The sequence below is a fragment of the Pseudomonas sp. AK106 genome, from assembly GCF_053903055.1.
Window position 1 is genome coordinate 4,473,309 of record NZ_CP096426.1, and the last position, 12,654, is coordinate 4,485,962.

12 protein-coding genes are annotated in these 12,654 nt (G+C 60.7%); 1 reads left to right on the forward strand and 11 read right to left on the reverse strand.

The window, feature by feature from the left end:
- The first annotated feature begins 139 nt into the window (after positions 1–139).
- Positions 140–1,822, forward strand: a complete 1,683-nt coding sequence (gene leuA, locus M1E04_RS19745) for a 2-isopropylmalate synthase (RefSeq protein ID WP_456291901.1) — start codon at positions 140–142, stop codon at positions 1,820–1,822.
- Positions 1,823–1,898: 76 nt separating this feature from the next.
- Here the strand turns inward: leuA and M1E04_RS19750 are convergent, their stop codons facing one another.
- The 11 genes from M1E04_RS19750 to pilW all read right to left on the reverse strand — a co-directional run bounded on the left by M1E04_RS19750 (position 1,899) and on the right by pilW (position 12,646).
- Positions 1,899–2,306, reverse strand: a complete 408-nt coding sequence (locus M1E04_RS19750; RefSeq protein ID WP_074886306.1) for a hypothetical protein — start codon at positions 2,304–2,306, stop codon at positions 1,899–1,901.
- A gap of 125 nt (positions 2,307–2,431) precedes the next feature.
- Positions 2,432–2,878 carry a hypothetical protein gene (locus M1E04_RS19755; RefSeq protein ID WP_456291902.1) on the reverse strand — a complete coding sequence of 149 codons (447 nt, stop codon included), beginning with the start codon at positions 2,876–2,878 and terminating at the stop codon, positions 2,432–2,434.
- A 58-nt stretch (positions 2,879–2,936) separates the two neighbouring features.
- Entirely contained in the window at positions 2,937–3,728 is a 792-nt protein-coding gene (locus M1E04_RS19760; RefSeq protein ID WP_065990001.1) for an amidohydrolase, read from the reverse strand.
- Entirely contained in the window at positions 3,716–4,864 is a 1,149-nt protein-coding gene (locus M1E04_RS19765; RefSeq protein WP_456291903.1) for a pyridoxal phosphate-dependent aminotransferase, read from the reverse strand. The genes M1E04_RS19760 and M1E04_RS19765 overlap by 13 nt, the downstream gene beginning before the upstream one ends.
- 119 nt (positions 4,865–4,983) lie before the next feature.
- On the reverse strand, positions 4,984–6,456 hold the full coding sequence (gene der, locus M1E04_RS19770) for a ribosome biogenesis GTPase Der (protein ID WP_065990003.1): 1,473 nt from the start codon (positions 6,454–6,456) through the stop codon (positions 4,984–4,986).
- A gap of 149 nt (positions 6,457–6,605) precedes the next feature.
- Positions 6,606–7,757, reverse strand: a complete 1,152-nt coding sequence (gene bamB / locus M1E04_RS19775; RefSeq protein ID WP_065990004.1) for an outer membrane protein assembly factor BamB — start codon at positions 7,755–7,757, stop codon at positions 6,606–6,608.
- Entirely contained in the window at positions 7,750–8,391 is a 642-nt protein-coding gene (locus M1E04_RS19780; RefSeq protein WP_065990005.1) for a tetratricopeptide repeat protein, read from the reverse strand. The genes bamB and M1E04_RS19780 overlap by 8 nt, the downstream gene beginning before the upstream one ends.
- Positions 8,392–8,429: 38 nt before the next feature.
- Positions 8,430–9,719 carry a histidine--tRNA ligase gene (hisS, locus tag M1E04_RS19785; protein WP_369318866.1) on the reverse strand — a complete coding sequence of 430 codons (1,290 nt, stop codon included), beginning with the start codon at positions 9,717–9,719 and terminating at the stop codon, positions 8,430–8,432.
- Positions 9,720–9,740: 21 nt separating this feature from the next.
- Positions 9,741–10,850: a flavodoxin-dependent (E)-4-hydroxy-3-methylbut-2-enyl-diphosphate synthase gene (ispG, locus tag M1E04_RS19790; RefSeq protein ID WP_410927851.1), complete on the reverse strand. Its 1,110-nt coding sequence runs from the start codon at positions 10,848–10,850 to the stop codon at positions 9,741–9,743.
- Positions 10,851–10,853: 3 nt separating this feature from the next.
- Positions 10,854–11,888, reverse strand: a complete 1,035-nt coding sequence (locus M1E04_RS19795) for a RodZ domain-containing protein (protein WP_456291904.1) — start codon at positions 11,886–11,888, stop codon at positions 10,854–10,856.
- On the reverse strand, positions 11,888–12,646 hold the full coding sequence (gene pilW, locus M1E04_RS19800; RefSeq protein WP_065990012.1) for a type IV pilus biogenesis/stability protein PilW: 759 nt from the start codon (positions 12,644–12,646) through the stop codon (positions 11,888–11,890). Before pilW ends, M1E04_RS19795 begins: the two co-directional genes overlap by 1 nt.
- Between the last annotated feature and the right edge of the window lie 8 nt (positions 12,647–12,654).

A 12,654-nucleotide genomic window follows, 5' to 3' on the forward strand; every position in this document is an offset into this window, starting at 1 on the left:
TCAACATCGCTGCCTCTGCCTCGTGAGCGCACGACTGCAAAGCTGAACGCGGTGCCTCGACGCTCTTCCCGCAGTGCTACTCTCGCATCAACCGGCTGGCCGCCTCCTTTCGGCCCTGAGTACAACAAGGATTATTCACATGACCATGCTCAAAGATCCCTCGACCAAGTACCGCGCCTTTCCTGTCATCGACCTGCCTGACCGCACCTGGCCTTCCAAGACCATCACTGCGGCGCCGATCTGGTGCAGCTCCGACTTGCGTGACGGTAACCAGTCCCTGATCGAGCCCATGGATGCGGTCAAGAAGCTGCGTTTCTGGAAGACCCTCGTGCAAGTCGGTGTGAAGGAAATCGAAGCCTCCTTCCCTTCTGCGTCGCAAACGGATTTCGACTTCGTGCGCACGCTCATCGAAGACGGCCACATCCCGGACGACACCACCATTCAGGTCCTGACTCAGGCCCGCGAAGACCTCATCGCACGGACGTTCGAATCCCTGCGCGGCGCCAAAAAAGCCATCGTCCACCTGTACAACGCCACCTGCCCGTCCTTCCGCCGCATCGTCTTCAACCAGGACAAAGCGGGCGTGAAAGCCATCGCCGTGAATGCTGCTCAGCTGTTCGTCAAATACGCCGCCCTGCAGCCAGAAACCCAATGGCAGTTCGAGTACTCGCCTGAGACGTTCAGCGCCACCGAGCTGGAGTTCGCCAAGGAAGTCTGCGACGCCGTCATCGAAGTGTGGAACGCGACGCCGCAGAACAAGGTGATCCTCAATCTGCCGGCAACCGTCGAAGTCGCCACCCCGAACATCTACGCCGACCAGATCGAATGGTTCTGCCGCAACATTTCACGCCGTGACAGCGTGATCATCAGCCTGCATACCCACAACGACCGAGGCACCGGCGTGGCGGCGACCGAGCTGGGCCTGATGGCCGGCGCGGATCGCGTTGAAGGCTGCCTGTTCGGCAACGGCGAGCGCACCGGCAACGTCGACCTGGTGACGGTCGCGCTGAACATGTACACCCAGGGCCTGAATCCACAGTTGGACTTTTCCGACATCGACGGCGTGCGCAAGGTCGTCGAGGAGTGCAACCAGATTCCGGTGCACCCGCGTCACCCGTATGTCGGCGATCTGGTGCATACCGCGTTCTCCGGCTCCCACCAGGATGCGATCCGCAAGGGCCTCACCCAGCAGAAAGAAGGCACGATGTGGGAAGTGCCGTACTTGCCAATCGACCCGGCCGACATTGGCCGCAGCTACGAGGCGGTGATCCGCGTCAACAGCCAGTCGGGCAAGGGCGGGATTACTTACCTGCTGGAACAGGAATACGGTATTTCCCTGCCGCGTCGCATGCAGATCGAGTTCAGCCAAGTGGTTCAGGGCGAGACCGATCGACTGGGCCTGGAGATGACCGCTCAGCAGATCTACTCGCTGTTCAAGCGTGAATACCTGCAGGCCAACAAGCCGTACGCGCTGGTCAGCCATCGTTTGCAAGAAGAAAACGGCAACAGCGCAGTCGAAGTGGTCGTGACCGGAATGAGCGACAGCGAAAGCAATCTGCGCTGGAAAGGCACCGGCAACGGCGCCCTGGAAGCGCTGGTCGCTGGTCTCCCGGTGTCGGCCGAGATCATGGACTACAACGAACACGCCATCGGCGCAGGCACCACGGCGAAGGCCGCTGCTTACATCGAATTGCGTGTGAACGGTGACCGGGCGGTGCATGGCGTCGGCATCGACGAAAACATCACCACGGCCAGCTTCAAGGCGCTGTTTAGCGCTCTCAATCGTGGCTTGCTGCAGGCTGACGGGACAAAAGCGGCATAACTGCCGGCAATCATTCCCACGATAAAAAAGGCCCTGAAGTGCAAGCTTCAGGGCCTTTTGTTTGAGCGCCGGATTATCAGGCCGTGGTGTCGACTTTGACTTTCATCAAGTTCAACAGAGAGGCCTGCAATGCGCCCAGCTGCGCCATGGTCCCGGAAATCTGCTGCTGGATCGCCATGACCTGCGTGGCCTTCAGCTCATCCGGCGTCTTGCTGCCCTGTACAGCGGCCAACTGAGCCTGCTGCTGCTGAAGCATTTTCTGCGTTCGCTCAATCTGCTCCTGCAACTGCTTGATCATCTCCTCCTTCATGCTCGGCGCGTCGCCCGACTCAGTGGCTCCGGCCGCCTTGGTGTCGCCATAGACGTTACCACGCAGCTCGACGCTGGCGGTCTTGGCATCGCTCTTGGTGGAGTCGTCAGTTTTGACGGCAGCCGTGAACACGCTGGAGTAAGCGCCCAACGAACTGGTGTTGATGGTGGTCATGATGAACTCCTTATGAGGTGCACTTTGTATCGGCCAGCGTACAAACATCTGAAGTCGGATTTATTGCAGACGCAAATACGCCCCACGACCGAGGTCATGGAGCGGTTTATGTTTGAATCAGTGAATCAGGCGGTGGTGTTGATGCTGCCGGACTTCTGCAGTTGTAGAAGCGCCGCCTGCTCCGTGGACAGGCTGGCGGTCGTCGACGATATCTGTCCCTGAATGGCCATCACCCTTGCCGATTTCTCCTCATCGGAACCCGAACTTGCCTGAGCGGCAGCGAGTTGCTGTTGCTGCTCCTGCAGGCGCTTCTGGGTTTCCTTGATCTGCTCTTCCAGCTTCTCGATGGCCTGCTCGCTGGTGCTGGAAGAATCAGACGCGCCGCCTGCCCCACCGGCCCCACCGGCACCGCCAGCGCCACCGGCTGCAGTGGTTGTCGTTGAGGCAGAAGCCGCAGTGGCGTCGGTGGTGGAGGCGTCGCTGTCAGCCGCCGTTGTCGCGGCGTCTTTCTTGACCGCGACCGTGAAGCTGGTGGAATACGAACTCAATGAGGATGTGCTGATGGTGGTCATACCGATCTCCTGTCTGGGTACAACCGCTATCGACCACTCGCCCACTAACTCTATGACGTTACTGTATCTCGAATGTATCAGCGTCGAGACAGGCCGGGAATTTCTCGCGGTAGGCCGCCAGGCTCTGCGCTGACAGGCTGACCTGAAACACCCCGTCCGCCTCGCCGATGTTGAGCAGGCTCTCGCCCTGAAAATCCAGCACCTGGCTGTCGCCCGTGTAGGCGAAGCCCTTGCCATCAATCCCCACACGATTCACCGCAGCGACGTAACACAGGTTCTCGATGGCGCGCGCCGGCAGCAAGCGGTTCCAGTGCAGACGGCGAGCACCCGGCCAATTGGCGGTATAGAGCAGCAGATCGGTGTTGTGGGCGTCACGGCTCCACACCGGAAAACGCAGGTCGTAGCAGATCAGCGGACGAATCCGCCAGCCCTTGAGCTCGAACTGCACCTGGCGCTCGCCCGGACTGTAATGCTCGTGCTCGCCGGCCATCCGGAACAGATGGCGCTTGTCGTAATGCAGCAGCTCGCCGTCCGGCCGCGCCCACAGCAAGCGATTGCGATGGCTGCCGTCAGCAGCGCGAATGATCACGCTGCCGGTCACCACGGCATCAAGTTGCCTGGCCTGCGCCAGTATCCACTGGGCAGTCGGGCCGTCTTCAGGTTCGGCCTGAGTTTCGGACGCCATGGTAAAGCCAGTGGTGAACATCTCCGGCAGGATCACCAGATCCGCGCCTTTGGCCTGGGCCAGCAGCTCTTCGAAGTGGGCGTGGTTCGCCGGGGCGTCGTGCCAGACCAACGTGGTCTGAACCAACGCGATATTCAGATTGGGCAGCGTACTCAGATCGCGCATAGCTTCTCCGCCGCCAGACGCAGCGTCTCCTCACGTTTGGGGAAGCACAGCCGGATCAGGCGCTGGCCTTCGGGCGGATTCTGATAGAACACCGAAATCGGAATGCTGGCCACACCGTGCTCGCGGGTCATCCACAGCGACATGTCGACGTCATTGAGGTCCGGGCGGATCTGCGAATAATCAACCAGCTGAAAGTACGTGCCGCTGGCGCGCGTGAAGGTGAAGCGCGAGGCTTCCAGGCGATCGCAGAAATAGTCGCGCTTGGCCTGATAGAACGCCGGCAGTTCGTCGACATGTTCAGGGTGCGCCGCCATGAAATCGGCCAGCGCCCATTGCAGCGGTGTCACCCCGCAGAACGCGACGAACTGATGGATCTTCCGCGCTTCGGCGGTCAGTGCCGGCGGCGCAACGAGGTAGCCGGTTTTCCAGCCAGTGACGTGGTAGGTCTTGCCGAACGAACTGACCACAAACGCGCGCTGGTAGAGTTCGTCATGGGCCAGCACGCTGGCGTGCTGCAGGCCGTCAAACACCAGGTGTTCGTAGACTTCATCGCTGAGCACGTAGATGTCCCGGTCCCGGATCAACGCCGCCAGGCGATCCAGTTCCTCGCGGGTGATCAACGCGCCGCTCGGGTTGTGCGGCGTGTTGATGACGATCATACGAGTGCGAGGGCTCAGCGCTGCGCTGAGTTTTTCCCAGTCGATGGCGAAATCGCCATCCTTGAGCTGCACATGCACCGTGCGCCCGCCGGCCAGTTCTACCGAAGGGGCATAACTGTCGTAGCACGGGTCGAAGACGATGACTTCATCGCCGGCGCTCACAACAGTTTGGATGGCGCAGAAAATGGCGTGGGTGGCGCCGGGGGTGATGGTGATTTCGCTGTCGACGCCGACCTGACGGCCGTAGCACCGCGCAATCTTGGCCGCGACTTGCTCGCGCAATACCGGCAGGCCGGCCATCGGCGCGTATTGATTGTTGCCGTCCATGACGCGGCGGCAAAGAGCTTCACGCAGTGCGTCGGGCCCATCGAAATCGGGAAAACCCTGAGACAGATTGATCGCCCCGGTTTCGGCGGCAAGCTGAGACATCACAGTAAAAATGGTGGTGCCAACGTTCGGCAGTTTGCTGGTGATCATGGGGGTTTTCCTGCTCCACTCCCGACACCTGAAGGGCTCGGGGACCCGCAGGATAGCCCAGATGTCGCGCACAAAAAAAGGCGCCACTGGCGCCTTTTCCGAGAAAGACCTCTACACGATCAGCGCTTGTCGCGGCGCTTCTTGTCGGCCTTCTTGTGGTGCGACATCATCCGACGCTTCTTGTTGACCTGGCGGTCGGTCAGCGTGTTCTTGTTGCCTTCATACGGGTTCTCGCCACCCTTGAACTCGATGCGGATCGGCGTACCGACCAGCTTGAGCACGCGGCGATAGGTGTTCTCGAGATACCGGACGTACGACTTCGGCACTTTCTCGACCTGGTTACCGTGGATCACGATCAACGGCGGGTTCGCGCCACCCAAGTGAGCGTAACGCAGCTTGATGCGGCGGCTGCCCACCATCGGCGGAGCGTGCTCGCTGACTGCGTCTTCCAGAATCTGGGTCAAACGGCTGGTCGGCCAACGGGTCACAGCGGATTTGAACGAGTTCTGCACCGACTGATACAGGTTACCTACGCCGGTGCCGTGCAGCGCCGAGATGAAGTGGATGTCGGCGAAGTCGACGAAGAACAACCGGCGCTCCAGCTCAACCTTCACGTAGTCGCGCTCGCTCGGCACCATGCCATCCCACTTGTTCAGCGCGATGACCAGAGCCCGACCGGATTCAAGGGCAAAGCCCAGCAGGTTGAGGTCGTGGTCGACGACGCCTTCGCGGGCGTCCATCACGAAGATCACCACGTTGGCGTCTTTGATTGCCTGCAGGGTTTTCACCACGGAGAACTTTTCGACTTCTTCGTGGATCTTGCCGCGCTTGCGCACACCGGCGGTGTCGATCAGCGTGTACTTTTCTTCGTTGCGTTCGAACGGGATGTAAATGCTGTCGCGGGTAGTGCCCGGCTCGTCGTAGACGATGACCCGGTCTTCACCGAGCATGCGGTTGACCAGCGTCGACTTGCCGACGTTGGGGCGACCGATGATTGCGATCTTGATGCCGTCCTTCTCGCTCGGGCCGGGAATGCGCTTGGCTTCCTGACCTTCGGCAACGACTTCCTCTTCTTCGCCTTCTTCGACTTCGTCAGCGTCTTTCGGGAAATCGCGCAGGGCGATCTCGAGCATCTGCGTGATGCCTCGACCGTGAGCGCCGGCGACCGGAATCGCGTCACCCATGCCCAGCGGTGCGAACTCGGCGCGGGCCATGTCAGGGTCGATGTTGTCGACTTTGTTGGCGACCACGTAGGACGTCTTGTTGCGCTTGCGCAGGTGCTCGCCAATCATCTGGTCGGCGGCAGTGAAGCCTGCTTTGGCGTCAACGAGGAACAACACGACATCGGCCTCTTCGATGGCCAGCAGCGACTGCTCGGCCATTTTTTCGTCCATGCCGTGTTCGTCACCGGAGATACCGCCGGTGTCGATCAGGATGTAGGAGCGCCCTTGCCACTTGGCCTCACCGTATTGGCGATCACGGGTCAGACCGGACAAGTCGCCGACGATGGCGTCACGAGTCCTGGTCAGGCGGTTGAACAAGGTGGACTTGCCGACGTTCGGTCGACCCACCAGGGCGATTACGGGAACCATGCGGCTCTCCACTTCGTTATTTCAGAAAATACAAAAGCCGCTGCAAGGCAGCGGCCGGAGTTCGGAGCGACGCCGAAGCGCCGCAGGCCCCATGGAAGCGGGGCCGCCTGAAGAAGCCGATACTCGACCGCCTCAAGCATAGACAGCCACTACTTGATCGTCAGCGCTTCCAGCTTGCCGCTGTTGCCGAAGACGTAAATGGTGCTGCCGGAGACCAGCGGGCGAGCACGCAGGCCATCGCTGTCGATCTTTTCACGGGCGACGAAATGGCCATCGACCTGGCTCAGCAGGTGCAGATAGCCTTCCATGTCACCGACCGCGACGTAGCTGGAGAACACTTCCGGCGCGCCGAGTTGGCGACGGGCCAGCGAGTCGTTGCTCCACAGACCGGTGGAAGAGCGCTCATCGATGCCTTCCACGGTGCCGTTGGCAAGCGAAACGTAAACGCTGCCGAAGCCCTGCGCCACACCCGAATAACTCGAGGCATCACGCTGCCACAGCACACGACCGCTCTGCAGTTCCAGGCCGGCTACGCGGCCCTGATAGGTCGCGACATACAGCGTGTTGCCGGAAAGCAGCAAACCGCCGTCGATGTCGACCACACGATCCAGCTCGGAACGACCTGTCGGAACGGCAACGCGCTGCTCCCAGGCCGGGACGCCGTTGTTGATGTCCAGCGCCACAACCTTGCCGGTCGACAGCCCAGCGATGGCCAACGAACTGGTGGCAATCGGTGCGCCGGTGCCCCGCAATGTCAGAACCGCAGGACTGCTCTCGTAGATCCAGCGCTGATCACCAGTGATGGCGTCATAACCGATAACCCGGTCATCCTGAGTCTGGGCAACCACGACACTGCCGTTGGTGGCCGGAGCGGACAGCACTTCGCTGGTCGCCTTGGCTTTCCACTTCTGCTCGCCAGTGGCTTCGTCGAGGACGATGACTTCGCCGCGCAACGTGCCCAGCATGACCAGACCGAAACCTACGCCGACGGCGCCGGATACCGGTTGCTCAAGCTCTTTTTTCCAGACCACGTCGCCGTTGCTGCGGTTGATCGCCATGACCAGGCCGTTCGCATCGGCAGCGTAGATGTTCTCGCCGTCGATGGCCGGAACCAGCATGTTGTAGATGTCGCCCTGACCGTCACCGACGGAACGGCTCCACAACTTCTGCAGGGTCACTTCTTGCTTGAAGTCGACGAGTTCTGCCGGTGGCAGCTCTTTTTTGCTGTTGCTGCTGCAACCCGCGGCCAGAATGGCCAGAGCCAGCAATGCTGCATGTTTCCAACGAATCACGTCACGCATCCCCTTTCGCCAGATCGTCGAGCTTCATTTGCAGACCGCCAACAGCCGCTTCTTCGGAAAGCGCCGCCTTGGCCTTTTTGTATGCAGCATAAGCATCATCGGTGCGACCCAGCTGAACCAGCAGGTCGCCACGCAGCTCTTCACGGCTGGCCGCGAAAGACTGGTCGGCCTGACCGTCGAGCAGCTTCAGCGCGTCTTCGGCCTTGTTCTGTGCAGCGAGGACACGAGCCAGACGCTGACGGGCGATTTCACCCAGGGTCGCGTTGGCCGGCTTGTCGGTCACGGATTTCAGTTCGTTCGCAGCGTCATCCAGCTTGCCGGTGTCCACAGCCACTTTGGCCACGAACAGGCTGCCGTACTGGGCGTACGCGGTGCCACCGAATTCGCTCTTCAGCTTGCCGGCGATCTCGGCCACACGGCCTGCATCAGCCTGGCCGCTTGGCGTCAGTGCGGTTTCCAGCAATTGCTGGTACAGCGCCGAACCACCCTGCGCCTGGTTGTTCTGATAGCGCTGCCAGCCTTGCCAGCCCAACACCACGATCACCGCGAGCAGGCCGCCGGTCAGCAGAGGCTTGCCGTTACGCTGCCACCAGTCCTTTACGGCAACCAGCTCATCATCATCGGTACTCGACACCCCAATACTCCTATTCGCTAAATCGGCTTTTATCTGCTTCAACCCTGCGAAATGCAGGTGGCCAGGTGCTCGGACAGAGCATCCCAGGCAATATTTTGTTGCTCGCCCTGACCACGCAGCGGCTTGACGCCCACTTCCTTGCGCGCCAGCTCTTCGTCGCCAAGGATCAGCGCGTACAGCGCACCGCTCTTGTCGGCCTTCTTGAACTGGCTCTTGAAGCTGCCAGCTCCGGCATTGACTTGCAGACGCAGATTTGGCGCCTGATCGCGCAAGCGCTCGGACAGGGTCAGCGCTGCCAGCTCGGCGGCCTCGCCGAATGCGCAAACGTAAACGTCGACCGTACGGGCGATCTCTTCGGGAATCTGCTCGAGGGTTTCCAGCAGCAGCACCAGACGTTCGATGCCCATGGCAAAGCCCACGCCTGACGTCGGTTTGCCGCCCATCTGCTCGACCAGACCGTCGTAACGGCCACCCGCGCAGACAGTCCCCTGAGCGCCGAGCTGGTCAGTGACCCACTCGAATACGGTTTTGCTGTAGTAATCCAGGCCACGAACCAGCTTCGGGTTGATCACGTACGGAATGCCCGCCGCGTCGAGACGCGCCTTCAGGCCTTCGAAGTGAACCCGGGATTCGTCGTCCAGGTAATCTGCCAGCTTGGGTGCATCAACCAGCACCGCCTGGGTTTCAGGGTGTTTGGTATCAAGCACGCGCAGCGGATTGCTCTTCAGACGGCGCTGACTGTCTTCGTCCAGTTGCTCGTGACGCGCCGAGAGATACTCGACCAGCGCTTCACGATAACGGCCGCGGGCTTCACTGGTGCCCAGGCTGTTGAGTTCCAGTTTGACGGCATTGCGAATACCCAGCAGGCCCCACAGACGCCAGGTCAGAACGATCAGCTCGGCGTCGATGTCCGGACCATCAAGGTTGAACACCTCGACACCGATCTGGTGAAACTGACGATAACGGCCTTTTTGCGGACGCTCGTGGCGAAACATCGGACCGATGTACCAGAGTTTCTGCACCTGACCGCCACCGGTGATGCCGTGTTCGAGGACCGCACGCACGCAGGCCGCCGTGCCTTCAGGGCGCAGGGTCAGCGAATCGCCATTGCGGTCAGCGAAGGTGTACATCTCTTTCTCGACGATGTCCGTGACTTCGCCGATGGAGCGTTTGAACAGGTCGGTGAACTCGACGATCGGCATGCGGATCTGGCGATAACCGTAGTTATCCAGCAAACGCGAGACCGTACCCTCGAAGTAGCGCCACAGCGGCGTCTGATCCGGCAGGATGTCGTTCATGCCACGAATGGCTTGCAGAGACTTACTCACAAATATTCCTTGGAAACTGGGTTAGCCGCGCGCGATCAGCGCTGCGTCGGCCTCGACCTTTTCGGCCGCTCTCTGACGGATCAAGCGTTCAAGCTGTTCCACCAGATTGTCATTTGTCAGCTTTTGCGCCGGCTTGCCATCAATGTAGATCAGGTTCGGCGTGCCTCCGGTCAGACCGACATGGGCTTCTTTCGCCTCGCCGGGACCGTTCACCACGCAACCGATCACCGCAACATCCAGCGGCACGAGCAAATCTTCAAGGCGCCCTTCCAGCTCGTTCATGGTCTTGACCACATCGAAGTTCTGCCGCGAGCAGCTCGGGCAGGCGATGAAGTTGATGCCACGGGAACGCAGGCGCAGCGACTTGAGGATGTCGTAACCGACCTTCACTTCTTCAACCGGATCGGCTGCGAGCGAAATCCGAATGGTATCGCCGATCCCTTCGGCCAGCAGCATACCTAGGCCGACGGCTGATTTCACTGTGCCTGAGCGCAAACCGCCCGCTTCAGTGATGCCCAAGTGCAACGGCTGGATGATTTGCCTGGCAAGAAGCCGATAAGCCTCGACTGCCATGAACACATCGGAGGCCTTGACGCTGACCTTGAAGTCCTGGAAATCCAGACGGTCCAGATGCTCGACGTGACGCAGCGCGGACTCGACGAGGGCCGCCGGCGTTGGCTCGCCGTACTTCTTCTGCAGGTCTTTTTCCAGCGAACCGGCGTTGACGCCGATACGGATCGGAATGCCGCGATCGCGGGCCGCCTCGACCACCGCGCGGACGCGGTCTTCGCGGCCGATGTTGCCCGGGTTGATCCGCAGGCAATCGACGCCCAGCTCGGCAACGCGCAGGGCGATTCGATAATCGAAATGGATGTCAGCGACCAGCGGGACCTTGACCAACTGCTTGATACGGCCGAAGGCCTCGGCAGCGTCCATGTCCGGCACCGAGACGCGAACGATGTCCACGCCGGCGGCTTCCAGACGGTTGATCTGTGCCACGGTAGCCGCGACGTCATTGGTGTCGCTGTTGGTCATGCTCTGCACTGCGATCGGGGCATCGCCACCGACCGGCACCGAGCCGACCCAGATTTTACGAGATTCGCGACGTTTGATCGGAGATTCGCCGTGCATGACTTATTGCCCTAGCTTCAGGCGAGCAGTTTCGCCACTGGTGAAAGGTGCCACATCAACCGGCTGACCGTTGTAGCTCACTTGCGCGCCGCGAGCAAAGCCCAGGCGCAGGGTCAGCGGCGGCTTGCCATTGACGTCGAGGCTGTCGCCTTTTTTCTTGAGTCCGCTCATCAGCACTTTGCCGTTGCCATCGGTGACCTGGGTCCAGCAATCGTTGACAAACTGAACCTGAACGCGGCCGGCACCTGCCGGTACGGGCGCTGCGTCAGCCGCTGCACTCGTTGCGGTATTGACGGGTGCGGTGGTCGCAGGCGTTGGCGCCACGGTGGTGACCGGCGCGGTTGGGGTCGACGTGGTATGTGCGGGTGCTACCGGCGCGGTAGTCGATGTGCTGTGTGGAACAGCAGCGCCTGTGACCGTGCCCGTGTTGGTGGATGCACTGCTGGATGCAGCAGGGGCTTCAGGCGCGGACGCAGGCTCGGCGTTGTTCAACGGCAGCGCGGTCTGGCCTTGAGCGACAGCTTGATCTTCCGGCTCGTCGAGCGGATGGATCTGGGTGGTGCCGTCGGCGCTTTCGACTTCGACGTGCTCCATGCCCAGATTGGTCGGTTCCTTGCCACGCAGCGTGGCTTGATCCTGCCACCACACGAAGCCGCCCCCGATCAAGGCAATGAGCAGCAAGAGGCTGACGATGCGCAGGATATTGTGAGACAGCCGTACTGGCTCTTCGATTCGGCCCAGCGCATGAACGCTGCTGCCCTTGCCGTCGGTGCCCGTGTACTGATCGAACGCGCTGACCAATGCAGCTTGATCAAGGTCAAGCAGCTTGGCGTAGGCGCGGACATAGCCGCGGGCAAAGGTATGGCCGGGGAGCTTGTCGAAATCGCCCACTTCCAGATGAGTCAGGGAAGTCACGGTGAGGTTGAGCCTCAACGCCACATCTGGCAGCGACCAGTTCTTGCTCTCGCGGGCCTGTCGCAATGTTTCGCCTGGGTTCGTGCGAGTGGCTGCTACAACTTCGGGATGCGCCGCTTTCATCATTGCTCCGACAGGTATTGCTGATATTCCGGCGTACCGGGATAGAGTCTTTTTAGAAGCAGCCCATAGCTGGCTGCCTTGTTGCGATCATCAAACACCTTCGCCAGCCGCGTGCCGAGCAACAGGCTCCGCGCATTCTGCTCGCTCAACTGGCTGAAACGCTCGTAGTAATCGCGTGCCGGCACATAATGCCTGTCTTCGTACGACAACTCAGCCATTTCCAGCAACGCGCGTGGCTGCTGACGATCGAGGCGCAGGGCTTTGTCGAAATGCTCACGGGCGGTGTCGCGATCCCCAAGCATCACAGCCGTCATGCCGAGGTTTTCGAACACTCGGGCGCGCTCGGCGTAGAGATTATCCTCGGCGGCCTGCTCGAAGCGCTCGTAGGCTTCCTTGTAACGTTTCTGCTGGTAAAGAAAGCTGCCGTAATTGTTGAGGATTCGCGCGTCTTTGGAACGTGCCGACAACGCTTTTTCGTAATACTGGTTCGCCAGTTCCGGTTCCATCTCGGCCTGGAACACCAGCGCCAGCGCAGCATTGGCATCCGCATCGGAGCCGTTCAGCTCAAGCGCTTTTTTCAGAGGCGCCTTCGCACGCTCCATCTGACCTTGCTGAAGATAGCCCAAACCCAATTGCACGTAAGCCTGACGAGCTTCCTCACGTCCCTTGCTGGTGCTCAGCGGATCGACGTTGCCGGTAGACACACAACCGACCAGCAGCGTGGCAAAACAGAGCAGCAGCGCAACGCGCAGGGACATAGAGATCC

Coding starts and splice junctions, on each gene's coding strand:
- der (WP_065990003.1), bottom strand. CDS start 6,456: ATGGTTCCCGTAATCGCCCTGGTGGGTCGACCGAACGTCGGCAAGTCC.
- bamB (WP_065990004.1), bottom strand. CDS start 7,757: ATGCGTGACGTGATTCGTTGGAAACATGCAGCATTGCTGGCTCTGGCC.
- M1E04_RS19795 (WP_456291904.1), bottom strand. CDS start 11,888: ATGAAAGCGGCGCATCCCGAAGTTGTAGCAGCCACTCGCACGAACCCA.
- leuA (WP_456291901.1), top strand. CDS start 140: ATGACCATGCTCAAAGATCCCTCGACCAAGTACCGCGCCTTTCCTGTC.
- ispG (WP_410927851.1), bottom strand. CDS start 10,850: ATGCACGGCGAATCTCCGATCAAACGTCGCGAATCTCGTAAAATCTGG.
- M1E04_RS19760 (WP_065990001.1), bottom strand. CDS start 3,728: ATGCGCGATCTGAGTACGCTGCCCAATCTGAATATCGCGTTGGTTCAG.
- pilW (WP_065990012.1), bottom strand. CDS start 12,646: ATGTCCCTGCGCGTTGCGCTGCTGCTCTGTTTTGCCACGCTGCTGGTC.
- M1E04_RS19755 (WP_456291902.1), bottom strand. CDS start 2,878: ATGACCACCATCAGCACATCCTCATTGAGTTCGTATTCCACCAGCTTC.
- M1E04_RS19750 (WP_074886306.1), bottom strand. CDS start 2,306: ATGACCACCATCAACACCAGTTCGTTGGGCGCTTACTCCAGCGTGTTC.
- M1E04_RS19765 (WP_456291903.1), bottom strand. CDS start 4,864: ATGATCACCAGCAAACTGCCGAACGTTGGCACCACCATTTTTACTGTG.